The sequence below is a fragment of the Agathobaculum butyriciproducens genome (assembly GCA_003096535.1).
In the GTDB taxonomy this organism is placed as follows: domain Bacteria; phylum Bacillota; class Clostridia; order Oscillospirales; family Butyricicoccaceae; genus Agathobaculum; species Agathobaculum butyriciproducens.
On record QEKJ01000005.1, the window covers coordinates 61,801 to 87,710 of the forward strand.

A 25,910-nucleotide genomic window follows, 5' to 3' on the forward strand; every position below is an offset into this window, starting at 1 on the left:
GAACGTGAATATATGGCATTTTGTAGTAGATGCGGTCAAAGATTAAATTGGTAAGTATATGTAAAAAGCGGAGCACATTCATATGCTCCGCTTTTTACGCTTTTATCTGTTCCTTCGCTAATAAATGATGAAAGAAATCGTATTCTATTATGGCATAGGCAAGATCACCAGTGCATCTATACGGGTACTCCACTGACATTAAACCAGGTTTTATCGCCGTCAGAAACTTCTGTAGATCATATCATTCCTTATGCTGATAGCTTTGATCATAGTCCACAGAACCTTGTATTAGTTCTTCGTTCTGCTTCCGACAAGCGCACGGAGCTGCCTGGAGCATTGTTTGGTATGAATGAAGATTTTCGTCAACGAGCTCGTAAAAGTAACCATCGCAAAACTCGAACAAATCTTTTGACGACCAAGTGGAATGAACAGGATAGTATTGATCGGAAACAGCGTTCATTGTATAATCCTTCGTCGCTCCTTAGTTCTTTTTCTGTTTTCCTGCATCGTGCGCTATCTGCATCCAGTAATACAGATGTGACTGTATCGTCGTTAAAGACACGAATAACCGGTCTGCGCACGGAACGCGTATTTGATAATGTACCTATTGAAATGGAACCTGCTGCAAATGCTATCCTTACGGCAATCATTGACACACATACATGTGAGCAGTTGTCCAACTTCTTTATGGGGAATTATGAAAACACTCTATTTCGACCGTGGAATTCCTTGCAGACAGAATTCGCTTCACTTTGTGCATCCAACACGCAGTGTTTTTCTCATATGTCACAGCATCGAGTTCGCGGTGCCGCTCATCGTGATACCATATTACGCAGTCGCGGTGACCAAATCGTGGCCAAAGTTCCACTTACCAAATTAAAGCTGAATAATGATAGGGAAATTGCTGACTATTTTCAGCTGGAACGTGATCGTCTGCTGTATACTGCACTGCGCAAGCGTCTTATTGCATTTGGCGGAAATGCATCGGAGGCTTTTGCAGAACCTTTTTATAAGCCTAAATCCAATGGTCTGCGTGGTCCTTTGGTTAAATCGGTTCCTATTATACAGCGTCCGCGCAGCTTCGTACGCGTTCGCGGTGGTATCGGCATTAATGGCGACATGATTCGCATTGATGTATTCCGTACAGCTGATCAGGCCTATTACTTCGTGCCTATCTATGTTAAGGATACGTTGCAAGATGCTCTGCCATTACGAGCGGCAACCAAAAATCCGGACCGCATGTTGCTGATGAATGAACATGATTTTATCTTTTCTCTCTATCAAAATGACGTAATTTATATTGAACTGCCGGAAGCAATTACTTTGAAAAGCACAACTTCTTCCGATTCTATTGAAGTAGACCATGGATATTTTCTCAGAGGTAAGGTTCGAAGTAAAAGCGGCACATTTGAAATCTCCACGTTGGATAAGCAGTATATGCGTACATCTATTCCATTTTTCAGCTTGTCCAAACTATATAAATGTGAAGTTGATCCGCTTGGAACAATCCGAAAAATCACGAAACCTGAAAAGCGTATGGAATTTCACCTAAAATGACTTATCACTCCCTGGTTACCATAACATTAATTATTAAATCCAGAATCTAATTTATATCTTTGCAATTTAAAGTTGCAAAGATATAAAATTTCTGCTATACTATCATTAATAAATATGTTCCCCGCATAAGCGGGGGTGACCCGGCAGCGATAAGTTGTTATTTTCACAATGCATTTATCGTAAGTATCGGGGAGTGTAGACAACTTATTTCCCCGCGTAAGCGGGGGTGATCCTTATGCTGATCCTAAACAGTTGTCTCCACATCAATTTCTCCCTGCATCAGCAGGGTATTAAAAACGAAGAAAAGGTTTTTATAAACTTTTTCTTCGCTTTATTTTTATATCTCCTTTAAAATAGCAAGTCTAACTACATTCATACAAGCCAAAAGGCGCAGCTTTTGAGATATCTGCTCAAAAGCTGCGCCTTTACTATTTATTTAACTTTCGCGCATACCGCTCTTATAATCCGACCGCGCTTCATGCCCTCAATGCCTTTTGCACGGCGTCCCTTCTCTCTCAGCACACTAATGTCACGGCATTGCGCATATCCGGAGTCTGACAACAGTAACACTGCCTGATCTGTATACAACACCTCCGCCAAGCGATCCGAACCTTCCACATACACCAGGCAAACGCCTTCTCCGACATGTCCTTGCGCTCTGAGCTGCGCCTTTTCTTCACTGTCCGCACGCAGCACAAGCAGCTTCCTCTGTTGAGAAACAGCTGTTAAACTACGCTTTGGCTGATAAACCAAACAGCAGCATAATCTATCGTCTGTACCTGTTTTCATACGCATACCTTTGGTCAGTCCACCGCCAATGTCTACGCGCTTGTACAAATCCGAAACATGCGTACGTAGTGCCTGTCCCTTTTCGCTAATCAGCAGAATATCATCAGTAGCCTTACAGAAGCAAGCTGCTGCCAGAGGTGCCTCGCCTATACGTACGATCTGCTGCTGTCCTTGCCATGCATGCAGTTTTTCTGCTGGTAATCGTACCATATCGCCATTCTGCGCTCCACAAATCAGCGAATCCGCATCCTTTTCACGTGAAATCATGAGACCGTCCGCTGCCAACGCTCTGCGGCATTCTTCCCACTCATCTGCCTGTAAAAATTCTTCTGCGCTGACCTCGACCAGTAAATACCACGCCGTTCCTTCTCTGCTAATTACAATTTTATCCGCAGATTGTGAAAACGGCCATATCGTTTTAACGCGGTCTATGGTCTTATCCGCAAAAATCTTCTCATCACGGCGTGCCCTCTTTGTCCCGTTATAAACGAATTCCTTTTTCGGCACTTCTTTTAAGACACCGCCTGGCAAAACTGCAATCAATGCATCTTCGCAAACCGCCTTCTTCACTTCTTCCGAAGAATCTGCAATCGGCTCTCCATCCCCATTGGTGATTTGAGGCTTCCAATTGATCTGCAGATCGTCAATGGTCATCAATTCGCTCAGAGGATCATCACACTGCGCGATCATAACTGGCTTATCCGCCAGCTTTCCAGCTTTTACATTCTCTTCGGCCTCTGTCACAACCTGAGTCACTGCATTCACCATACTAAGCCCGCTCGGTCTTTGATACGGCAACGCGATTGTTTTTCTTACATTCTTCTTCAGCAACCGGGCACCGCCCTCAAGCTGAATCTTTATCGTGTCATATGGCTCCAGTGTGTCGATATAAAGATCGAACTCCTCGTCCTCTTGTGCGACCAGACGAGCCGATCCTCCGCATACTGCCGATTGCCCTTTTTCAAGAGTAATCTGCTCCATATCTGTCGCACCACAAATGTACCGATATAACGGACGCTGCATTAAAATATGCAGCAGTTCACGCTGACCATCTGCATTGGCATAGTCAAATGCTTTTACATTAGGGTCTTCAATTTTATGACCCATCAGCACAGAAATTGCAGCCCGAGAAGCATCAGTCGCTACCAGCTCCGTTGCAGCTTGATGCCGCAGAATATAGGCTACTACCACATTCTCGTACTCTGCTCCTGCCTCTTTATCAATAGCCATCATTGCCTCAGCTTCAAAGAAAAAGCCTTCTTCGACACCTGCATCAATGCAAATATCCTTAAAAATACGGTTCATTTCCTTTGCTGTACACCGTGTCAGCAAATTCGTACCCTGACAAGCAAGCGGCATGTCATTAATATCTAAGTCGGTATAGCCGTTTTTCTCCATGTACTCCTGCACCATACGCTTGCGCTCTTCCAGCAGCTCATAAAACTGCGGCAGCAGCGGCAAAAGTCTATAACCGCTTGCGGTTTTACTGCCGGTTTTGACGGTCCTCGAGCTTTGCTCTTCCACTTCCCGTCGCTCTATAGAGTACAAACCATCCGCCATTTTGCGAATATTTCCAAATGACAAACCCGCTGCTTCTGATGTACGGCAGCCCAGCAGAAGCATGACCAGCAAAGCAATGCACTCGCCCTGTGTCGATGCTCGCTTTATCAACTCGTTATAAATTTTAATTTCCGCTTCAATTGTCAGCGACTTCGGCCGCCACTGGCAACGATCAGCAGCTCTACGTACCTCCAACAGCTGCTCCGTAGTCAGCTGACTAAGATCTTCCGGAATCACAAATGGGACCGTGTCTCTGAACCGCATCAGAGACAGTCCCGCTCGACACGCCTGCTCTACAAAGCTCACGAAAATACTCCGTGCTCTTTGATCCTGGGCATCACTGCCTTCAAAAATGTCAATTTTAGACGACCAAATCTGCTCCGCCGTTTCTTCTGTCAGCGAAGCATACTCAATGTCATTATAAATCTCAGCAATGTAATGGTAGAAAACACTATCATATGCCCTGCATGTGCTGTCAGCCCATTTGCGCGCATTCTGTATAGCCAAAATTACCCGCTCGTAAGCACCCCAAACGGTTAGTTTGCCATTTTTCGTTTTCTCATTATATATTTTGCCTTTGCGTCTGCTACGGCATGGCTTAGTTCGCTTGTCATTATAGCTACCGGTTTCTTTGCGCTGAGTTGTGAAAAATGCCATTTATTTCACTCCTTATTCTGCTGCTTTATATTTATATAATGACATTTTAGTAAATAAACGTCAATATAATTAACTCAAATTTCATTATGCAACATAAGGACCTATTGCAAGATACAATAAGTCCTTATCTACAGGCATTAAAAAAGAGCCTTTCGGCTCACACATTACTATATTTTTTCAATTTTGACACCATGTTCAGTTTGAATTTTGACACTTGCCCCACGCTTCACCCGCAGATGTAGGTGCATGGCCACTTTCCATCTATCTTCCTTTTCCGTTAACAAATTATGGTATCTTCTAAGTTGTGCATCCAGTGTCATCAGCGCGATTCGAGCGCTGTAGTCCGCATACCATTCTTCGTATGTCTGCGCTGCTTTACATCCTAAGATTTTCTGAGTCTGGCCATCCGACATACCGCATACGGCGCGACAATAATGTTCAAAACTTGTGCGGATTACATCCGTTCGTGAAATTTTCGCATACTCCGGCACTACTTTTTGAAACACCTCTTTTTCAAAAGCGCGCAGCTTCAAGACATCCCATCGGCGTCCGCCCTCACCTACAATCAGCGGAGCATCTACCTTTGCTCCTGCTTCCAATCGCGGCTTCAAAAGCACACTTAGCGCCGCCTGCGCTAAAGGGGTACACGGTATGCGCCGCAGCTTTCCGCTTTCACGCTCATATGGCTTCCACTCTGCAACTTTACCTCGATTTTGTACGGATTTTGCGCCAATTTCGATATATACCGCATCTTTATACCGCATTAAATTGTCAATATTTAATCCACATAGCTCTCCCGTCTTTACACCCGTGGTCAGATGAAGCAGTACGGTTGCATACCGTATATCGGTCTGCATCCCCTCTATGCATAAGGCCGTCAGCATCCGCATCTCTTCCAGACTAAGGGCACGTTGGTTAAGATTTTTGTCTGCCTTTTCTCCCTCACTGCGCACAGTAATCAGTACATTTTTCGCCGTATTTTCTTTAATTACTCCCCAGATTGCAGCTTCATCATACAATCGATTCAATGCACGCTTTAGTACATCGCCTTTCTCTTTATTCGCGGCTACTTCTTTTACCGCGCGTAAAGTCATGGTCTCCATCTTTTCCTGTAGCTCAGGCAATGGTGGGAGAATTCTTACTACCTGCCGCACCAGCTCTCGATGCTCTTCATCACTCTTTCCGTATACGCGCTCTATGCTTTCTTCCGGCAGCACTAGCAACAGCAGCTCTGGTGTCGCTTCTTTCATCTGACCGGCTCGTAACCATCCGAGCACCTGTCCGCTATGCTTTCGTATAATGTTTTCCGCTGCTTTTATGACGGCCGCATCTTTTATACCTTTTGCTGTGATCAGTTTATTTACACCTTTATCGTGCAGTATACTCCCATCTGGCTGCCTCATACTGATGTAGCATCTATCCTGCCCTTTAGCTGTCATCTCCATTTCTGTCACACGGAATGGCACTCCATATACCTTCATATTAGGCGAATTTTTGCATTTTCTTCCCACGATTCCCACTCTTTTCGTATATACTCTCGAAAAATAGGTATAAAAAAAGACCAATAAGAAATTTACTTATTGGTCTTTCTCTTAACTTTTTTGATATACAAAAAGCTCCACTATCGCATCTTTTTGCGACAGCAGAGCTACTTTACCCACTTTTCGATACTATTATTATACACCCGTAAGATTCTCTTGACAATCCCTCTTTGGTTCCAAGTGATTCTACCTGTGTTCCACTTTGTTCTACTCTTATTCTGCCACCTTTATGCATACCAGTATCCCAAACCGATCCTAAAAACGATTAACTCCGAACCGCTTTGCAGCAAAACAATCCCGGAGCACAGACTCAACAAACTGTGCTCCGGGAGTTTGGCGTTTCTTTTGGTACGATATACCCATCATAACTTTCCATTATTTTTGATTCGTTATGGCATTGTGTGGTTACTGGTCAATCTGCACAAAAATCCGTAAAATGCCGCCTCATTATGGCCTGTTCAGAATGTCAAATTAGCAAATTCTTAGCACGGATAATGGCAGAAAGCCCCTTCGCCACAAGGAAAATTAGATAGGCATAGTCAAAATGCCTACGAAAAATGGGAGGCAAAATTATGAGTACATCGCAGGAGAAGAAGCTGCCGAGCAACAGAACCTACACCGTGGATGATATTGCAGCAATCCTCGGTATTGCAAAATCCACCGCATACCGCTTGGTGAACTCTGGAGAGTTTAAAACAATTCGCATCGGTTATGCGATCCGCATTCCAGGAAGTCGTTTGAGGACTGGTTGGCTATGGAGGATTTAGAGGACAAAACTGAATAAAACCCATGGAGACACCGTAGGTTTAAAACCTACGGTGTCTTTTGCCCAAAATAGATGGATGGCATTTCAATATGTACTAGGCTGAAATCATTCGCTTTCAAGAAGTTCAATCTCATTAAACAAAGTGCCAATGTTGCTTGGTTGTAGAGCCCAACGATAAGCTGGATGAATCTCATATGAGTAGCCGAAATCAGCAAAGTCATTATAGATGTACTGATTTTCATCATAATACACTCGCAAAATTTCGTCACCAACAGTTTTTCTTGCTGTAATGAAATTGATCTTATACAGAAAAGCAGCTAAGCTTTGAGCTGTAACCTCTTTACCATCTTTAAACGTAAAATGGCTCATTGATAATATATCTTCCAGTTTTTTGATAAGCTGTTGGCGAGAAAAGAGACAAGGTGTCCCCGATGCCAGTTCTTTTTGTGACGGCTTCATTTTAAGCAACAATTCCTGTACTTGCGGCAACTCAGATTTATATTCTGTACTCGTATCTGTTAAACGATCATTTGAATAGTTTTTAAAAACGCTTTCAAGGTCGTTAGTTAAAATCAAACTATGCTTATTTGTATAAGCTTTTCTAGCAGCTAATGTGCACAGTTTAACCAAATCACGCGGTCGTTTTCTTATCAGAGACATAAGAACGCGGTACATAGGTGCATTTTCCCAGTGACCATTTCCCTGGAATCGTTCCTCGAACACGCTATTAAGATAATCTCCAATATCCCTTTGACGCTGGGTAAGCAAATGTTCCTCATTGATATTGCGTCCAAAGTAGGTTTCAATACGCTTAATCAGCATAACCAAAATTTCGTGGTTTGTCCAACTTTGCCATATTACGCTTCCATCAATTTTATCCGTTGTTTCATCAGAAGTTCGCACTGCATAGTACACATCGCTTCTTAATGCAATACGGAATTTTAGATTTCGAATATCACGACTCAAATCCCGCACGGCATTTAACATCGCAGACAAATTCTTCACATCATTTTTGGTGTTTTCCCAACCTCGATCTAAATCATCCAAGTAAATTGTAATTTGCTTTTCTTCAAAAAGTGAATTTTTAAACAAGGCTGTAAAATCAGAACTTGACAACTGTATTTTTTCTTTTTGAAAATCTTCAAGTTTTTTACCAAGTGCGTTTAACAGCAATTCATTAAAACGCCCTATCCAATCTTTAAAAGATGTGCTAGGAACTTTGTCAAGTAGAGATGTGTTAATTGAAAGTACTAGTTTGTTAAAAATTATTGAGGACAGTCCATTTTTCCAGGTTTCAATTTTTTCTAAAAAATTTGTGGAGGACACATCCAAATTAAAAATATCGTTTGGTTGGACAGATATAGGTATTTTCTCCTCATCGTTATCTTCTGATGATAAAACTTTCAGTAATGCAGACTTGCCAACTCCTTTGTGCCCAACCAGAATCAACAAAGGAATTTGGCTTTTCATGCTGTTGTAAATACTGGTTTTTAAATAATACGCTTTTAGACGTTCAATAGTCTCATCTTCTGCTGCTTCGTGTCCAAAAATTTCACGAATAGTATCTTCGGTGAATTCTAGTTTGGGTTGTGGATTGTAATATCCTAATTTCTGAAGTTGCTCTTCAGTAAAGTGGATGCCCATAAATATACCTCCTTGTATTTCAGCGTATTAGGTATCAATTTCTTTCGGCCTTTTAGGTATATACATGATTTTCTGTAAAACCACTATAGATGTAATATTTTATTATAAACTTGTATTTTAAGTATACCACTATCGGTTTTTTGTAGCAATAAGACGATATGAAATTTCCTTGCTATGTCACGCCACGGGGACATTTTTATGGTCAAAACTGTCCCGAAAGGAGTGGAAAATCCAATGATTTTTCTTCCGCAATCAACCGAGAGACCGTCGCTCATAGTTTTTCCCCTCCGAGGCATCTGTGCAGCATAGAGGCCGTCTTTTTCCTCAAAACGAACACTTTTTCAAACCGCCGAAAGGAGGTGATACCATGGCGGTATTTCGCATTGAGAAAACCCGCGACTACACGGTGATGTCTAACCACCACCTGCGCAACACGGGGCTGTCCCTGAAATCCAAAGGGCTGCTCTCCATGATGCTGTCCTTGCCGGAGGACTGGAACTACACCACCAGGGGCCTGGCGAAAATCTGCAAGGAGGGCACGGACAGCATTGGCTCCACCCTAAAAGAGCTGGAGCGAGCCGGGTACATAGTCCGCAATCGGCTCCGGGACAGCAAGGGCAAGATCGTGGATGTGGAGTATGTCATCTACGAGACGCCCCATCCCCCGGACACGGGCCAGCCGTGTGAGGACGCGCCGGATACGGCTTGTCCAGATACGGAAAACCCGGATATGGATAACCCATGTCTGGAAAACCGGCGGCAATTAAATAAAGAGAAAAGAAATCCTGAAGAACAAAAAACTAATTCACCAAGTACGGAAGAATCAAATCCTATCCAATCAAGCCCCCAAGCCCCCGCAGGGGGCAAACGGACCGGACGGGACTGGATGCGGGAGCGAGAGAGTTATCGGGAGCTGATTTTGGAGAATATCGAGTATGACTATCTATGCCGGGATGACCGGCTGGATCGGGATATGCTGAATGAGCTGGTGGAGCTCATGGTGGATACCGTCTGTTCCCGCAGAGAGACGATCCGCATTGCCGGGGACGACTATCCGGCGGAAGTGGTCAAATCCCGGTTCCTGAAGCTGAACAGTTCCCACATCGAGTATGTGCTGGACCGGATGCGGGAGAACACCACCTATGTCCGCAACATCAAGAAATACCTGCTGGCTGCCCTGCATAACGCCTCGGCCACCATCGACAGTTACTATGCGTCCCTGGTGAACCACGACCTGTACGGCAGCGGAGAAAGGAGATGATGACTTATGCAGGAAGAAGTCACCCAGCGCACCGTTGCCCTCTGCGTGGAGGCCACCAAGCTCTCCGCCGGGATGCTGCAGCAGGCCATGAAAAAAGTGCTGGACGAAATGCAGAAAGGCGTGACCGGCCACAAGACCAAGCTGCACCACGGCAAGCAGACCCTCCGGCAGCTGATGAAGCACAACACCGGCGTTTCCAACATCGAGATTACCAATCAGAACATCCGGGCCTTTTCCGCCACCGCCAAGAAGTACGGCATTGACTTCGCACTGAAAAAGGATACCAGTGGCGAGATACCCCGCTACCTGGTGTTCTTCAAGGGCCGGGATGCCGATGTCATCACGACGGCCTTCCGGGAGTTCTCCGCAAAGAACCTGGAGAAAGAGAAAAAGCCCTCCATCCGCAAGGAGCTGGAGCAGGCGAAGCAGCAGACCAAAGCACAGCATCGCCAGCGGGAGAAGGTCAAGACCAAAGACCGGGGTGTGGAATTATGACGGTTGACTGGAAGAAAAAGCTGCTCCCCAACCTCCAGTATCTTCTGTTTGTCTATCTCTTTGACAAGCTCTGCCAGGCGGTGCGCCTTGCGCCCGGCCTTGACGCCTCTGAAAAGTTCCTGCATTTGAGCCAGGGCTTTACGGGGGCGTTTTCTTCTGGGCTGCCCAGCCTGCATCCGCTGGACCTGCTGTGCCGTGCGCAATCGAGCAGTGCTACTGCCATGATCGCATTCGCGCCACCTATGCATACAGTGTACAATTCTCCGCCTTGTTATAATCGTTGGTGCTTTTTTCATTGCTGTCGCCATCACCGGCATCATACCAACCGACAAAGACGCTGCCTCACCGTGTCGGCATAAGGTTCAGAGCAAGCGCCTCATAGATGACAGTCTGGTCTTTGACGTTACCTCACTACTGCTGTTGGAATCGAAAGTTATGTAGGTGTTGATGCATTCCCCTTTCGCCTGCTGCTCGAAGTATACTCAGAATTTTGATTTCAGGTATCAAAAAAAGCACCTTCACGTCGTGCATTTTTTTGATACCACTGCCTTTCCATACGACTTTCCAATTTCGGGGTCTCCTACCCGGAGGTTTTCTAAGTGCTCCGAAAAATACAAAAAAACCGCTGATTTCTTACGAAATCAGCGGTTAAACATGGTTGCGGGGACAGGACTTGAACCTGCGGCCTCCGGGTTATGAGCCCGACGAGCTACCAACTGCTCTACCCCGCGATATAGATTTTATCGCAACTCTCTCTCAGAGTGCTTATATACTATACCATAGGATAGAGCAGTTGTCAAGCATGATTTTCAATTTTCTATTCGACAAATTCAGTCTTTTATCTCGCTGTCCTCTGCGGGCAGCAGATCCGGCAGTTCAAACCAGAAGCAGATACCGCCTTCGACGTTCTCCGCGCCGCAGGCGCCGTGCAGGGTATCCGCGATGGCGCGGACAAGCGACAGACCGATGCCGGTGCCGCCGGCCTCTCGGGTGCGGGCGCGATCGGTGCGGTAGAATTTCTCCCAGATCTTCGGCAGCTCCTCCTCCGGCAGACCTTCACCTTCATTGAACACGGACAGGCGCACGCTGTTTCCGGTTCTTGCCGCCGAAATCTCAATGTGCTTGCCCTCGGGCGTGTAGCGGATGGCGTTGGACAGGTAATTCATCAGCACCTGATCGAGCAGATCACCGTCCGTGCGGACCGTAATATGCGTGTTCTCATATTCCACGGTCAAACCTCGGTTTTCACACAAAACAGCGGTTTTGCGCACCGCTTCCGCACAAAGTGCATGCAGATCAATATCCTCGTCGAACGTCTGCTCTGCACCCAGCTCCAGCCGTGAAAGACTGAGCAGCTGCATGACCAGTTTGTTCATGTGGTCGGCCTCATCGGCGATGGTGTCGCAGTAGAACTTGCGGTCCTCGGGGTCATCGGCCACGCCAGCCGTCAGGCCCTCGGCATAGCCCTGAATGAGCGCAATCGGCGTTTTCAGCTCATGCGACACGTTGACGATAAACTCCTGCCGCATATTGTCGATACGCTCCTTCTCCTCGATCTCCTGCGCCAGCTGATCATTGGACTCCTTCAGCTCACCGATCGCCTGCTCCAAATACGCAGACAGACGGTTGAGCGACTGTCCCAGCTGGTCAATCTCATCGCCGTCCTCCTTGCCGGTGTACTGCATAGAGAAATCCAGCTCACTCATTCGGTCGGCCAGTCCCGCCATTTGAATAAGCGGGCGCGTAAACTGACGCGAGATAACATAGCCGCACCCCAGACAAATCAGCAGCGCACAGCCGCCGGCAATCAGCAGAAACACCAGATTCAGCGAAGAATTCTGTTCGATATACGCATAGGGCATATATGCGATCAGATATTCACCGTGTTCCGCATTCAGCACGCCGATCAGACACAGATACTGGTCATTATCGCGCAGACTGATCGTCATAAAGCGGTATTCGTTTTTACCCAAATCTACCCAGTCACGATTCTGGACCACGGACGCCAGCACCGCAAAGCTGCGGAACTTTTGCTCCATGTGCCCAAAATCAAACCCTACGTCGCCCTCCTGCATGGCAGACGAGGTCATCACATCGCCGTTATCGGTCACCACCGCCAGACGAATGGCACTGCGGCTCTCATAGCTGTCCAGCAGCGCGGCAACATCCGAGGAATCACTCGCGTAGCTGGTGCAGATGCTGCCGTAGGCATCACGCAGCTCGCTTCGGCGTGTCATCATATAGTAATCCTGATAAAAAAACACGTTGAGCAGCACCAGAATACCGATAAACACCAGCGCGATAATGCTGATCGCGGCAAAAAACTTAAACCGGATTGACCGATGCTTCAGCTTCATACCTCAAAGCGGTAACCGTAGCCGCGCACGGTTTCGATCATGGTGCCGCACTCCCCGAGCTTGGCGCGCAGCTTTTTGACGTGCGTATCCACGGTACGCAGGTCGCCGAAGTAGTCGTAACCCCAGACAGCATTGAGGATGCTCTCGCGCGACAGCGCAATCGCGCGGTTGTTCTTAAAGTAGATGAGCAACTCGTACTCCTTGGGGGTCAGGTCGATCGGCTTGTTCTCCACCATGACCTCACGGCGCAGCTCATTGACCGACAGCTTGCCAAGCTGTTCGAGCGGTGCACCGGCACGGCCTTCTCTTTTGAGTAGTGTGCGCACGCGGGCCGCCAGCACGATCGGCGAGAACGGCTTGGTGACGTAATCGTCCGCACCGCCTTCCAGACCGCGCACCTGATCTGCGTCCTCGGCACGGGCGGTGAGCAGCATAACCGGCAGGTGGGTTTCGCCGTGCTCCTGCTCGCGCAGCTCCCGCAGGACTTCAAAGCCGTCCATTCCCGGCATCATCACGTCCAGAATGGCCATATCCAGTCCCGGACGGCGGTTCTCCAGAATATTCAGCGCTTCCTTGCCATCGGCGGCCTCGACGATGATATGACCGTCCCGCTTGAGAAAGTCGCTGACCAGACGACGGATACGCGCCTCATCGTCTGCGATTAAAATAGTAGACAATATAATTCCACCTTACATTCTTATAATACCGCAAGTATACCGCCGGTGTTTGTTCGTTGTGTGAACAAAATCATGGGTTTTCAATTTTTGTTGAACGGGAGGTTGCTGCTTGAGAAGCGAACGGGTCTTGCCTGCCCGGCAGGGGCGCCGTACCCACGGCGAGGGGCACAAGAGGGATGGACACCTATGGTTTCCACCCCTCTTGTGAATCTCCCCGCTTCCTCTTAGCGTCTGCCTGTCATAGAACTGAGACTCGCCAGAGAAACGGCCATATTGTTTATCTTCCGTAGGGGCGACCAATATGTCCGCCCATTTCTCTACCTTTACGCAGTGTCAGATACTCTGCTGCTACACATACGGTTTAGTCTACGCAGGCGCGACACAAGGTGAATTGCCCGAAGGGCAAGAGAAGGTCCCCTGGGGGATACCCGTGTCGCGCAACTCGTTTGCACGTTATTGTGCACGGCACCGTTGGATTAAGCCGTGAACAACTCGTAGCTATACGGAATCCACAGTGCGGGCAGACTGCTGTCGGCTGTTGCCTTGTGCATGGTCAGCTTGACGTATTTGCCGTTCTCTTTACCGGTATTCGGGTCGGTAAACCGGTACAAAAGCGCAGCATACTCATTATTATCGCCGAAATAATACTCGGATTTCTCATCCGGTTTACTGTACATGCCGCCCAGTGCAAGTATCGTCGATGCACACCAGTGCGGATTGCCGAGGGTCTCCGGATGGTCCTTCCAGTCGTTTTGCAGATTTTTCAGTTCATCATCAGTATAAACCGGCAAATCGAGTTTGCCATACAGCAGGTCGAACTGCTCCGCTGTGGCGCCATCGGTCGAATCCGCCAGATGCTCTACCTTTATCGGCTCTGTGTTTGTTATATCCTCGAAAGTTACACGATCCACGGCGTATTCTTTTACGTTCACCGGGAAAACCATACGGCTGACATAGACCTCACAGGAATTATTATCCGTATTAACAGCAACCTGATACGGCTGGTCATGCTGTGCGCCCATATGCAGTACCGCATAATGTGCACCAAGACTTGTCAGCAGCTGCGCACGGCGAACGGTACCGTCCTTATCCGTCAGGTCGTCGAGTACAAAATCATCCGCAGTGATATTCTGCGCGGCAGTGAACATTTCCTTGTACTTGGCGGCAATCTCCTGATTGGCCGGGTCATACTGCACATCGGACACATACGCCAGATAATAGGTCAAACCGTCCTTTTCGGCAAGCTGCTTGACCGGAGACGGATAGTTTTTCGTCCAGTTTTCGCCGTATTCGCTGTGCAAAACGGCGGTTGCATCCACGCATACTGTCATAATTGCGCCGTCCTCGGTCGGGTCGCGGCTGGCATCGCCCATGGCGTTCTTCATGCCGAACAGGATACTGTCGTCTTCCGGATTGCGCTTGGCGTAGCCGTTATCAACGAAGGACTGCGGCAGCTTGAGACTGTAATTCAGCGAATCGTTGTAGTAATCCGTTGAGGTAATATCGCTGTCCTCGTTCTCGTCCGCACTGTCGCTACCGCTTGTATACACCGCAGTCGCCTTATGCTGAATATGGCTTGCGTCTGTGTATTCCAGCATGATAGCGTGGTAATACGGATAGCTGATGGTGCTCGAGAGCATTTCGCCAAGGCTCGTCGGCACGGTATAGACCCAGCCATCGCCGGATTTCTGCAGCGTGATCTGCTCATCAATCACACCAAACTGCGAGCCGTCCTCCCAGTTCACCAACCGATTGGTGATCTGCACACCGCCGACCGGCTCGGTCTCAAACGTAAGGGTAATTTTGTCACCGACAGCCAGATTCGGCATTTTTCCGCGTGCCATCGCAGAACGCGCATCCGCGCCGATACCCAGTTCCCGGTCTCCGCTCTTGGCGGTGACGGAATCCACCATGCCGATCGGTTTCCAGTAACCAGAATCATTCTGCACCATCTGGATTTTAACCGGTGTACTGCCGTCCGCAAAGTTCAGCTGCACGATTTTGCTCTGATAGCCGTCCGTAGAGGTGACCTGCCAGTCGAGTTCCGTGCTGCTGATCCACGGGGTTTCCCAGTCGCTCATGTCCTGCTCCAGATTGCTGCCGAAATAGTAAAATGCGTCCTTAGCGGCTTCTTCCGCGTTCAGGCGATCCTTGCCGCTGAAATTGCCGACCTCATCGGGCAAATCCGGCCACGACAGACCGGTCGCATAGTACGTCCGGAACAATTCGCTCTGCGTCATGCTGTCCGTACTGAGTTCGCGGATATAGCCGATCACCGAGCTGTTTTTGTTCTCGCGGATGGTCTGCACGATGTACGCCGAGCGCGCATCATTCACGCCGCTGCCCGACAGACGGAATACAACGCGGCAGCTGTTTTCGTCATCGGTGGGTACAAGCACGAAATCCGTTGCAGACGGCGAGGACGGACCGTATTTCCACGTCCACTGCTCGCCGCCAGTCATAGCCATCTGCTGCGCGATAAGGTCTTTCTGACCGTCCGGCGTCAAGATCGGGAAGATATACTGTGCGCTCTTGTGCAGCACGCCGCGTGCGTACTGCTGCGCGAGATCCGCCGCCGTGCGGGAACGAACGCCGCTGCCGTCCGTCCAGTCCTGCGGCAGCCAGCCCTGACCGAACTGGTTTATCATGGTGACAACAACCTTGCTGTTATCCTTAAACGTGAATGTCACCTTGCGGATGTCGTTGTACGGTGCGGCATCTTGGTTGCTGCCTTCCACCTGACTGACCGCCGGAGCAATGCCGAGCAGCACTTCTGCCGCCTCGGTCGGGTCGCTGATATTGTAGCCGTTTGTGATTTTCCACTGGTTGCTGTCCGAGAGAAAATCCGGCAGACCGAGGTCATTCTCATACAACAGCTTAAATTCATCCAGAGAAGTCACGCGGCCGTTTTCCGGCACAATTTCGCTGTTCGATACGGCCCACTCTCCATCCTGTTTTGCAAAGGTCAGCTTTTGTACCACACGTCCGGGAATGGTTTCGCCCGGATTATCGCTGAACTCTCTATCCGTGATCAAATAGGTGTCTTTCCCATCCAGTTTGACCGTATAGCCGAGGTTTTCCGCCTCATTCGCCTGTTTTTGTGCCAGCTGTATACGCAGCTCTTTCGTTAAACCCTTATCGTTATCACCGACCGCGATCGTGCAGCTAAGCGAGCCGACCAGCAGCGCGATCATCACAACGAGCGCGACACCGCGTTTTTTGACCGACTTGTCAAACAGTCCCTCAAACCGACGCATGAGCGTCTTTTTGTCATCGCCGAAGCAGGACACCAAAGCCTTTCTCTTTTGCACCTGCGCAATAGCCGACCGCAGGATGGTCTCGCCATAGGCTCTGCGGTACGCGCCGTCGTGTCCGCGAACAACCGCGTCGTCGCACGCCGCCTCAATATCCTCCTGCGCGAATCGCTCGATCAGATGCACCAGCGGATTGAACCAGTGCAGGCAGCGTGCCGCCAGAAGCAGCAGCTTGAGCCACAGATCGCCATGCTTGTAATGCGTCAGCTCGTGGCGGAAAATGAACGCCGCATCCGTCCGGGAAATGCGCTCATCCGGCAAATACAGCGTCGGATGGATAAATCCGGCCAGCATCGGGCAGTCCGCCGCCGAGGATACCCGCAACGGGATTTCCCGGTCAATAACCAGGTCGGCGCACTGCTCCTGCAAAATCGTGTGCAGATCCGCGCGTTCGACCGAACGGGACGTACCTTTCAGGCTGTGTATCAGCCGGTAATAGCCAATCCCCTGCCAGAGTACGCAGGCAATCACGCCTGCCAGCCACAGCGTCAGCAGAATGTCGGTAATATCCACGGTCTTGACCGTGCCGGTGTCTGCCGCGCTGAGCGTTTGCGCCTGCGTGCCCGTCACCCATCGGGTTGGGTTCTGCCCAACCGGAAGTCCGGCCTGCCGAAACGCCGTCTGGTCGCTCTGCACCACATAGCTAGTGCGCGGCATGACCTGCACCGGCGCCTGCGGCAGTGTCAACTGCACCGGAATGAGCAGCCGCAGCGCGAGAATCGCCCACACCACACATACCATACGGGCCGGATAACGCTTTTTCATCAGCCGCCGCAGAATGAGCGGCACGAGCGCCGCCAGCGATACGGTCAGACCGATCTGCATCAGGTTGTTGAGCAGTTTTTCCGAGAATTGCAGCATAAGATCCCCTCCTTAGTGCGTCTGCCTGTCGAGGAACGCGCGCAGCTCGTCGATGTCCTGCTCGGTCAGCGCGCCCGCATCCGACAGGCTCGCGACCAGATTCTTCACCGAGCCGCCGCACAGCCGGCGCAGAAAGCCGACGCTCTCACGCTGACGGTAGTCCTTCTCGCTGACGAGCGGCGTGTACAGGTTTTGCCGTCCCTCCTTCGTGCAGGAAAGAAATCCCTTGTCGCACAAGCGGGACAGGAACGTGAGCACGCTGGTCATTTTCCAGTCCTTATCCGCGTGCTGCTGCACCTCGGCCGCCGTGACCTGTGTGCCCAGAGACCAGATGGTCTGCATGACCTCCAGCTCCGCATCGGGCAATCGCTTGTCGTTTCGCATAGTCTAACCCTCCTTTTATTCTACAAATGTAAAACACCTTTTATTGCTTATATTCTACAATAGTAGAAGATGATTGTCAATCCTTATTTCACAAATTCCCGCAAAGTGCGCTGACATATACAAATTGTTTACATTTTGTAATTTTTATTGCGTTGACAGTGCTGTTTTTTTAGGATATGCTTTAATTAGATGAGTTTGATTTATCAATTCGGCACGGATTTTTCTGCACCGGCTGAGTGGGGCACGCGAACTGCCGCAGGCGGGTTCGCCCCTAACGGGCGGGAGGTTTTTCGCTGAACCTCAGCGGGGGATTCGCCGCCGCTGCGGCGGGAACGTTGCGGCACCCGCCGCGGGGGCAAAAAGGAAGGGACACCTGCGGTTTCCCTTCCTCTTTGAACTCCTACCTTTCCCTTGCTTCCTAATCTGGCGCAGATTGCCTACATGTGACCGCTTCGAAAATAGGGGAACGGCAGTCGGGTTACCTCAGCGTTTGTTTCGCAACATATTCGCAGTTCACAGATAGATTACTGCTACACATACGGGCTACTCTACGCTGGGTGCGGCACAAGGTGAATTGCCCGAAGGGCAAGAGAGGGTCCCCTGGGGGATAACAGTGCCGCACAATTCGATAGCGCGTTATGATAGACAGCACCTACGAAGATAAATTGTACCAAACGCCTACATTCGCAGGTGCTGTCCGTAAACTCCAGACTAACGAGTTGCGCAACACTGTTATGTTGCGCCTGCTCAGAGTAAACCGCCTGTGTAGCAGAACAGTATCTGGCACTGCGAATAGGTTAAAAAAACACGGTAGAAGAAATCCTCTGCCGTTCCCCTTTTCGCAGCGGTCACATGTCGGCAATCTGCGCCAGACTATCCAAGGGAAAGGGGTGATTCACAAGAGGGTGGAAACCGCAGGTGTCTACCCTCTTGTGCGCCCGCGCGGCGTCAGCGCACTCCCCCCGCCGCGGGACGCGGCGAACTTCCGCGCTCCGCAGAGCGCAGCTCTCCGCTTGATTTCAGGCAAAAACCTATCTTCACAATCAAAAACCTGTTTTATATAAAACCCAAAGGAGTTAATTTCCCATGCGAAAAACCGTTTCGCTCATGTTGGCCATCTGCGGCACGCTGCTGCTTCTGCTGCTGTTCGCCACCGGACGTTTGATCTATACCCACGTTTACAGCCAGGACTTTTCCGACATCGCGGAGACCGGACCGCAATCCACCATCACCCTCACCGAGAATGACGTGGAGGTACCGCAAACCGACGACAACCAGAAAACCGCTATCATACAGCTTCTCAGTGAGCAGACCTACACCGCCTATCCGCACTTTATCAAGCCCAGCCAGAACAAGCTGACTGCCAACCGCCTGACCGTGACCTTCCAGAACGGCAACTCGATCGGCGTGAATACGGACGGCTATGTATTCGTCAACGGCAAGCTGCGCGCCATCAAGAGCGGTGACGGACGCAATCTGTACCACGATCTGTTCGTTCTGTTCTATCCTACGGCGAAGGAGTAACAGAATATGAAAAAATTAACCGCTTTATGGCTGTCTCTGCTGTTGGCGTTCGGCACGCTGACCGGCTGTGCCGGTCAAATCGGCATCATCGGCGGTGAGGACGGACCGACCGCCATCATCACCTCAGACAGCGCTTCCGCTGTTTCCGTCACCGAGGATGGGCAGTACGACAGCAAGGACGAGGTTTCCGCCTATCTGACTGAATACGGGCACTTACCCTCCAACTACATCACGAAAAAGCAGGCGCAGGCACTCGGCTGGCAGGGCGGCTCGCTCGAGCCGTATGCACCCGGCTGCTCGATCGGCGGCGACCGGTTCGGCAACTACGAGGGCACCCTGCCGGACGGCAGCTATCACGAGTGCGACCTCAACACCCGCGGAGCCGACAAGCGCGGCGCGGAACGGCTGGTCTACGCGGACGACGGCCGAATCTACTACACCGCCGACCATTACGAAAGTTTTGAGGAAATCACAGAATAGCTTTTACAATAATTCAATTTCGGGGGAAATGAGAATGAAAGAACTGCTTTTGGACGCGGAAACGCTGTACACGCGCGAGCAGCTGCACGATGTGCTGGCCAAGGTGTGTGGCTTTCCTGCCGACTACGGCCGCAATCTGGACGCGCTGTACGACCTGCTGACCGCCTATCCGGCGGCGCGGCTCACGCTGCGGCACCCGGAGATGCTGGTCGCGCATCTCGGCAATTACGGCGAGCTGGTGCTCCGCGTGCTGGCGGACGCGGCCGCCGAAAATCCGGCGTTTACGCTGAATGTACAGTAACAGGCAAAACAAAAACCGAGGCATGTGCCTCGGTTTTCTTTTTATTCCGGCTTGCTTGCAAGCCGCACCCGCATGGCAGGATTTCGTCCAGAAATCCGAGCCATTGGCTCCGCCGCAGCGGACAGCGCGTAAGCGCGCATATAATAGAAAAAGGCGGTCTATGCCGCCTCTTTTCATAAAATCCCGCGACATGTGCGTGGGATTTTATACAAGTAAGGGATTCTGTGTGCCCGCAAAGCGGACGCGCAGAATCCCGCCCCAGACATGTCCGAGCTATTGCTCGGCATGTCCTCCTCGATCACGAGCGTGGTCGTGATCGAAGTTAGAATACGGTTACGACTGCACCCTTATAGGTCTCGTCAACGTACTTCTTAACGTCGTCGCTCTGCAGCGCCTTCTTCAGCGCCTGAATCTTATCGCTGTTCTCCTCACCGGAACGGCAAGCAACTACGTTTACATAGACCTTAGCGTAGTCCGGGTTCTCGGTGATGAGGGAGTCCTCAGCGGCGTTCAGGTCTGCCTGCAGCGCATAGTTGCCGTTGATAACAGCAAGGTCAACGTCTGCCAGAGAACGCGGCAGCTGCTCTGCAGCGATCTCCTGGATGTCCAGGTTCTTCGGGTTCTCGGTGATATCCAGCTTGGTAGCGTCGGAGGTCGGGTCAATGCCGTCCTTCAGCTTGATTAGACCGGCATCCTGCAGCAGAAGCAGTGCGCGGGTCTCGTTGGAGCCGTCGTTCGGGATGGCAATGGAAGCGCCGTCCTTCAGCTCCTCGATGGAAGCGGTCTTACCGGCGTAAATGCCAAACGGCTCGTAGTGCATATCGAATGCAGCAGCCAGATCCGTGCCGTTCTCCTTGTTGAAGTTGTTCAGGTACGGAGTGTGCTGGAAGTAGTTTGCATCCAGATCACCGTCAACCAGTGCGGTGTTCGGCTGCACATAGTCGGTGAACTCGACTACATTCAGGGTGTAGCCCTCAGCCTTGAGTGCGTCCTTTGCCGCATTCAGGATCTCTGCGTGCGGAGTCGGGGTAGCGCCAACGGTAATCGTCTTGTCGTCGCCTGCTGCTGCGCTGCTGCTGTCAGCTGCAGCGCTGTCGGTCTTGCTGCCGCCGCAAGCGGTCAGGGCGGTCAGGCACAGGGCGCCTGCCAGGATTGCTGCGATTGTCTTCTTCATGGGAATTCGCTCCTTTTCTGATATATATCATTTTTAATGATAACAAAATAAAATTGAGAATGAAAAACGATTATCTGTTTCTCTTATCCAGATGGTGTGCAAGACGCATGCCGACCTCCTGGAAAATCTGAACAACGATAACGATAATGATAACCGCTACCAGCATAATCGGGAAATTATAGCGGTTATAGCCGTAGTTTACGGCTACGGTACCCAGACCGCCGCCGCCGATAAAGCCTGCCATTGCGGAATAGCCGAGGATGGTAACGACCGAAATCGCGCCGCCGACCATCAGGGACGGCTTTGCCTCCGGCACGAGCACCTTCCACACGATCTGCCACGGACTTGCACCCATGGACTGTGCGGCTTCGATCACACCGAACGGCACCTCCTTGATGGAGGACTCGACCATGCGGGCTACATACGGTGCTGCCGCAAAGGTCAGCGGAACGATCATCGCAGTGGTGCCGATGGCCTTGCCGACGATCGCGCGCGTAATCGGCGTAATCATAACGGCAAGAATCAGGAACGGGATAGAGCGCAGGATATTGACAACCACGCCCAGAACCGTGTTGACGATCGGCATCGGACGGATGCCGCCCTTATCGGTAACAACCAGCGTCAGACCGAGCGGCAGACCGATCGCATACGAGATAACGGTCGAAACAATGACCATATACAGGGTTTCCCAAAGGCTCTGCGCCCAAACATTAAACGGAAGCATAATCGGCTACCTCCTCTGCGTGTACGTTCTGGGTTTCGAGGTACGCCAGTGCGCGTTTTGCTGCGCGTTCGTCCTCGGGAAGCTGCAGGATCATCTGACCGTAAGCCTTGCCATCGATGTTCTTGGTGTCCGCGAACATAATATTGACCGGCGCCTTGCACTCGAGCACCATGTTGGATACCACCGGCTCAAACGACGAATTGCCGTCGAATACAATGCGGCAGTACCGCTTGCCGGTCGCAAGAGAATTGCGCTTGCCGTCCGGATAGATAAGCTGCTTGGCCATTGCGGATTTCGGTCGGGTGAACACCTCGTCCACCGTGCCGACCTCGGCAATACGGCTGGAATCAATGATCGCAACTCTCTGGCAGATTTCCTCGATGACTGCCATCTCATGCGTGATAACGATGATGGTGATGCCGAGCGTCTTGTTGATCTCCTTAAGCAGTGCGAGGATCGACCGCGTTGTCGTCGGGTCGAGTGCGCTTGTCGCCTCGTCGCACAGCAGGATTTTCGGGTTGGTCGCAAGTGCTCGTGCAATCGCCACACGCTGCTGCTGACCGCCGGACAGCTGGCTCGGATAGTTATCCGCACGGTCTGACAGACCGACGATCTCAAGCAGCTCACGCGCCCGCTTTTCCGCATCGGCTTTGCTCGTTCCCGCAATCTCGAGCGGAAAACAGATATTCTGCAGTGCGGTTCTCTGCTGCAGCAGGTTGAACTGCTGGAAGATCATACCCATCGACCGGCGAGCCTCGAGCAGCTGTTTTTTGCTCAGTCTGCCGAGCTCCTGTCCATCCACCGTTACCGTGCCCTCGGTGGGCTTCTCCAAAAAGTTGATACAGCGTACCAGTGTGGACTTGCCTGCGCCCGAAAGACCGATAATGCCGAAAATCTCGCCGCGATAGATATCAAGGTCGATACCGTTCAGCGCAACTACCGTTCCGGCTCTGCCGCGAAAGGTCTTGTTCAGACCCTGAATCCGGACGATCACATCCTGTGCCACATTCATTCCTCCTTACATTTTCAAAAGAAAAGCGGAAAGCAGGTTTCTGCTTTCCGCCCGTTTTCTGTATCAGCCGCATGAAAAGCGGCCCGCCTATGCGTTTCAGCCTTACGGCTGCTTCGCAGAAAAACGAGCAGAACCACACATCATGCACATTTCCATTCGAACTGCACGCACGGTGATTTCCTCCTTTTCCTGCGGTTTAAATACTCTAAGCTGTGGGATAAGTATAGCTTTTTACAGGCGGTTTGTCAAGTAGTTTTGTCCAAACAGAGCGTAAAATACGATCACTCGATCAAATACTGCTTAACCAGACGGGCATAGAACATATTGCCGTAGGCATACCGCCAGCCGCCGTTTTCCTGGACTGCCATCGGGTTATCATACTGGATGGTATTGCCGCCGGACTGCTTCTCCGCGAATTTCTCAGCCAGCTCGGTGCTGTACACACCGTTGAACTTAGCCGCGTAATCGAGGAAACCGCTGCCGTAATTATACGCCTGAATGATGCAGTCCAGATCACAGTCCAGCGATTTGCCCTTGCTCAGCAGGTGTGCAAAATAGGTGCAGCCCTGCCGGATCGAGCTCTCCTCCTCGAGTGAATCGTTCGGCAGTCCGGCGCTGCCGGAGGACTGCATGATGTCGGTCAGCTTGCCGCCGCTCTCCACCTGCATAATGGCCAGCAGTACATCCGTGTACTCCGGAATGCCGTTCTGCTCGGCATATTTCTGCACCACCGGCTGATAATACATAACCGACTGATAGACATTCACTGCCTTGGCTACCTGCTTGACCTCCTCGGTCGCGCTCGTGCCGGAATTGCCGGTATCACCGTCCGCACCGCTCTGCTGCGGTGTGCTGATCAAATGCCGAAAGGCAAAAATAAGCACAATGAGCAGGACTGCCAGCCCGAGCAGCGCAAACTGCCGACGGCGTGCCCGCTGTCTGCGGCGCACTTCCGCCTCGGGCAGACGGCGTCTGACCGTTTTCTGCGTTCTTACCGGCTGCATATGCCGCGTACTGCGATGTGCATGGGCGGTTTTCCGCCGATCGCTGCCTCTGTTATGTCGTTTTTGTTGCTTTCTTGCCATGTTATCACTTTCCTGTGACAAAGTGGTTGCTCTCACCGGTGACCGGGCGGAACCTTCCCTGTCACCATTGGCATTATTGGCTATTTTACCACAACATTGCGTTTTGAGCAACATTTCAGGCGATCATCATGTAATATTTTCCAACTCTGATTTGCTCCGCAGCAGCCCCTCCTGCTGTGCCCAGTCGCGCAGCACGCGGTTTTTTTCGTTGACCGGACCGAACAAATCCAGACAGCAGACCGCATTTCCGCACTGCCGTACAAGCGCCTGCGCACGCGCGTAAGCGTCCTCACCGATCGGCTGGTACGCCCGCTCGGTGACGGTCTCGACCGCCAGAGCACGAGCCGTCGGCAGCTCTACATCGTTCTCCGGCAGAATGCCTGCCGCGAACGGAATGCCGCGCCGCTGCAGTCTGCGGTACAGTGCCGTTCCGCTTCCGCCGCCGCCGATAACGAACACGCGCGGCTCGCCTGTCACCCGCTCGAGTTCCAGACTGCCGAACTGCTCGTTATAAGTGCCGCGCTCGAGGTCATACAGGGTGCGGATGTAGTCGCCGGTGAATACCTGCTCCGGCGTGCCGCAGCGCTCAATTCTGCCGTTGTGAACGCAGATGAGCCGGTCGGACAGCTTCTGCGCCAGATCAATCTCGTGCAGCGAGAGAATGACCGCCACCTGCTTTTCGCGCACCAGCTGCTTGAGCACGGTCAGCAGTTCCAGCTTGTAGCGAATGTCGAGGAAGGAGGTGGGTTCATCGAGCACAATGACCTCCGGCTCCTGGCAGATGGCGCGGGCCAGCAGCACACGCTGCCGCTGTCCATCGCTGATGCAGGAAAAATCGCGGTCGGCAAGTTCATCCGCGCCGACAAGCGCCAGCGCCTCGTCCACCTTGGCGCGGTCCTCGTCGCTGAGCAGACCAAGCCGTCCGGTGTACGGATAGCGGCCTGCAGCCGCCACATCCCAGCAGGTCATCAGCTCCGGCCGCACATGCTCGGTGAGCAGCACGGACATCGTGCGCGCAAGGTCACGTTCAGGCAGAGTCTGCAGCGATTTGCCATCCAGATATACCGTACCGCCGATGAGCGCCAGCTGACGGATGAGGCTTTTGAGGATGGTCGATTTACCCGAGCCGTTCGGACCGATGAGCGTTAAAATCTCACCGCGGTGAACACGCAGGGCGATGTCGCGGATGAGCGGCACACCACGGTAGCCGACGGTCATTTCTTTTGTTTCGACGAAAGGATGGGACATTTTGTACCTTCTTCTTTAACATGATTGCTTACGAAGCAAGAGAATCTTGCCTTCCCGGCAGGGGCGCCGTGCCCACGGCGAGGGGCATAAGGGTGGACACCAAGGTTTCCACCCTTATGAATCCCGTTTCCTTTTGGGATAGCACGGCGAAATTTGCATAGCTGAGACTCGCCAAGGAACGACAGTCGGGTTACTCTTTCGTGCCTTTCTCCGCCTTTTCGCAGTTCACAGATAACATACTGCTACACATGCGGGTTACTCTACGATAGGCGCGACATAACCGTGTCGCGCAACTCTTTTACGCGTTATTCCAGACAACACCTGCGCAGATAGATTATATCAAACCGATAAATCCGCAGGTGCTGTCTATATACTCCAGGCTAACGACTTGCGCGGCACTGTCATGCCGCGCCTGCGCTGATTGAACCGCCTGTGTAGCAGCAAGGAATCTGGCACTGCGAATATGTTACGACATGGGAGCACACTGCGCTCCCCTACG

At 51.1% G+C, this 25,910-nt stretch carries 20 protein-coding genes and 1 tRNA gene; 8 read left to right on the top strand and 13 right to left on the bottom strand.

The features are described 5' to 3' along the window. The first annotated feature begins 141 nt into the window (after positions 1 to 141). Complete coding sequence (gene cas9, locus C7386_RS05955; protein WP_367575341.1) at positions 142 to 1,557, top strand: type II CRISPR RNA-guided endonuclease Cas9; 1,416 nt, start codon at positions 142 to 144, stop codon at positions 1,555 to 1,557. Positions 1,558 to 1,989: 432 nt separating this feature from the next. Here cas9 and C7386_RS05960 read toward each other — a convergent pair whose 3' ends face one another. Next, positions 1,990 to 4,563, bottom strand: a complete 2,574-nt coding sequence (locus tag C7386_RS05960) for a site-specific integrase (RefSeq protein ID WP_116705057.1) — start codon at positions 4,561 to 4,563, stop codon at positions 1,990 to 1,992. A gap of 167 nt (positions 4,564 to 4,730) precedes the next feature. Further along, on the bottom strand, positions 4,731 to 6,044 hold the full coding sequence (locus tag C7386_RS05965) for a hypothetical protein (RefSeq protein WP_116705058.1): 1,314 nt from the start codon (positions 6,042 to 6,044) through the stop codon (positions 4,731 to 4,733). A 632-nt stretch (positions 6,045 to 6,676) separates the two neighbouring features. Between C7386_RS05965 and C7386_RS05970 the strand changes: the two genes are divergently transcribed. After that, positions 6,677 to 6,871, top strand: coding sequence for a helix-turn-helix domain-containing protein (locus C7386_RS05970; RefSeq protein WP_318261199.1), 195 nt, complete (start codon positions 6,677 to 6,679; stop codon positions 6,869 to 6,871). A gap of 104 nt (positions 6,872 to 6,975) precedes the next feature. Here C7386_RS05970 and C7386_RS05975 read toward each other — a convergent pair whose 3' ends face one another. Continuing rightward, on the bottom strand, positions 6,976 to 8,514 hold the full coding sequence (locus tag C7386_RS05975) for a P-loop ATPase, Sll1717 family (protein ID WP_202188920.1): 1,539 nt from the start codon (positions 8,512 to 8,514) through the stop codon (positions 6,976 to 6,978). 367 nt (positions 8,515 to 8,881) lie between these two features. Between C7386_RS05975 and C7386_RS05985 the strand changes: the two genes are divergently transcribed. From C7386_RS05985 to C7386_RS13960, 3 genes are read left to right on the top strand one after another with little or no spacing between them, the layout of a single operon-like run. Further along, positions 8,882 to 9,775 (top strand): DUF6017 domain-containing protein, encoded by an 894-nt coding sequence (locus C7386_RS05985; RefSeq protein WP_116705060.1) that lies wholly within the window; start codon positions 8,882 to 8,884, stop codon positions 9,773 to 9,775. A gap of 6 nt (positions 9,776 to 9,781) precedes the next feature. After that, the gene (locus tag C7386_RS05990) at positions 9,782 to 10,270 is read left to right on the top strand and encodes a PcfB family protein (protein WP_116705061.1); all 489 of its coding nucleotides are present in this window, start codon (positions 9,782 to 9,784) and stop codon (positions 10,268 to 10,270) included. After that, positions 10,267 to 10,629: a hypothetical protein gene (locus C7386_RS13960; protein ID WP_202188921.1), complete on the top strand. Its 363-nt coding sequence runs from the start codon at positions 10,267 to 10,269 to the stop codon at positions 10,627 to 10,629. Before C7386_RS05990 ends, C7386_RS13960 begins: the two co-directional genes overlap by 4 nt. Before the next feature lie 296 nt (positions 10,630 to 10,925). Here the strand turns inward: C7386_RS13960 and C7386_RS06000 are convergent. The 5 genes from C7386_RS06000 to C7386_RS06020 form a co-directional block, all read right to left on the bottom strand. Further along, positions 10,926 to 11,001, bottom strand: a tRNA-Met gene (locus C7386_RS06000). 99 nt (positions 11,002 to 11,100) lie between these two features. Continuing rightward, positions 11,101 to 12,627, bottom strand: coding sequence for a sensor histidine kinase (locus C7386_RS06005; protein ID WP_110435723.1), 1,527 nt, complete (start codon positions 12,625 to 12,627; stop codon positions 11,101 to 11,103). Beyond that, complete coding sequence (locus C7386_RS06010) at positions 12,624 to 13,304, bottom strand: response regulator transcription factor (RefSeq protein ID WP_116705062.1); 681 nt, start codon at positions 13,302 to 13,304, stop codon at positions 12,624 to 12,626. Before C7386_RS06010 ends, C7386_RS06005 begins: the two co-directional genes overlap by 4 nt. A 476-nt stretch (positions 13,305 to 13,780) precedes the next feature. Next, a complete protein-coding gene (locus C7386_RS06015) occupies positions 13,781 to 17,479 on the bottom strand; it encodes a M56 family metallopeptidase (RefSeq protein WP_116705063.1) in 3,699 nt (1,232 codons plus the stop codon). 12 nt (positions 17,480 to 17,491) lie between these two features. Then, positions 17,492 to 17,863, bottom strand: coding sequence for a BlaI/MecI/CopY family transcriptional regulator (locus tag C7386_RS06020; protein WP_116705064.1), 372 nt, complete (start codon positions 17,861 to 17,863; stop codon positions 17,492 to 17,494). A 1,086-nt stretch (positions 17,864 to 18,949) separates the two neighbouring features. Here C7386_RS06020 and C7386_RS06025 point away from each other — a divergent pair. From C7386_RS06025 to C7386_RS06035, 3 genes are read left to right on the top strand one after another with little or no spacing between them, the layout of a single operon-like run. Continuing rightward, complete coding sequence (locus C7386_RS06025) at positions 18,950 to 19,387, top strand: hypothetical protein (protein WP_110435727.1); 438 nt, start codon at positions 18,950 to 18,952, stop codon at positions 19,385 to 19,387. Between the two features lie 6 nt (positions 19,388 to 19,393). After that, positions 19,394 to 19,867 carry a ribonuclease domain-containing protein gene (locus C7386_RS06030; protein ID WP_110435728.1) on the top strand — a complete coding sequence of 158 codons (474 nt, stop codon included), beginning with the start codon at positions 19,394 to 19,396 and terminating at the stop codon, positions 19,865 to 19,867. A 34-nt stretch (positions 19,868 to 19,901) separates the two neighbouring features. Further along, the gene (locus tag C7386_RS06035) at positions 19,902 to 20,168 is read left to right on the top strand and encodes a barstar family protein (protein ID WP_158580273.1); all 267 of its coding nucleotides are present in this window, start codon (positions 19,902 to 19,904) and stop codon (positions 20,166 to 20,168) included. 322 nt (positions 20,169 to 20,490) lie between these two features. On the opposite strand, the gene C7386_RS06040 is transcribed toward C7386_RS06035, so the two are convergent. The 5 genes from C7386_RS06040 to C7386_RS06060 form a co-directional block, all read right to left on the bottom strand. After that, entirely contained in the window at positions 20,491 to 21,342 is an 852-nt protein-coding gene (locus C7386_RS06040) for a MetQ/NlpA family ABC transporter substrate-binding protein (protein ID WP_110435730.1), read from the bottom strand. A gap of 70 nt (positions 21,343 to 21,412) precedes the next feature. Then, a complete protein-coding gene (locus C7386_RS06045; protein ID WP_110435731.1) occupies positions 21,413 to 22,066 on the bottom strand; it encodes a methionine ABC transporter permease in 654 nt (217 codons plus the stop codon). Further along, positions 22,053 to 23,078 carry a methionine ABC transporter ATP-binding protein gene (locus C7386_RS06050; protein ID WP_110435732.1) on the bottom strand — a complete coding sequence of 342 codons (1,026 nt, stop codon included), beginning with the start codon at positions 23,076 to 23,078 and terminating at the stop codon, positions 22,053 to 22,055. The genes C7386_RS06045 and C7386_RS06050 overlap by 14 nt, the downstream gene beginning before the upstream one ends. Positions 23,079 to 23,359: 281 nt before the next feature. Further along, entirely contained in the window at positions 23,360 to 24,082 is a 723-nt protein-coding gene (locus tag C7386_RS13695; protein WP_227600490.1) for a lysozyme family protein, read from the bottom strand. A gap of 207 nt (positions 24,083 to 24,289) precedes the next feature. After that, the gene (locus C7386_RS06060; RefSeq protein ID WP_110435733.1) at positions 24,290 to 25,411 is read right to left on the bottom strand and encodes an ABC transporter ATP-binding protein; all 1,122 of its coding nucleotides are present in this window, start codon (positions 25,409 to 25,411) and stop codon (positions 24,290 to 24,292) included. Positions 25,412 to 25,910 lie beyond the last annotated feature (499 nt).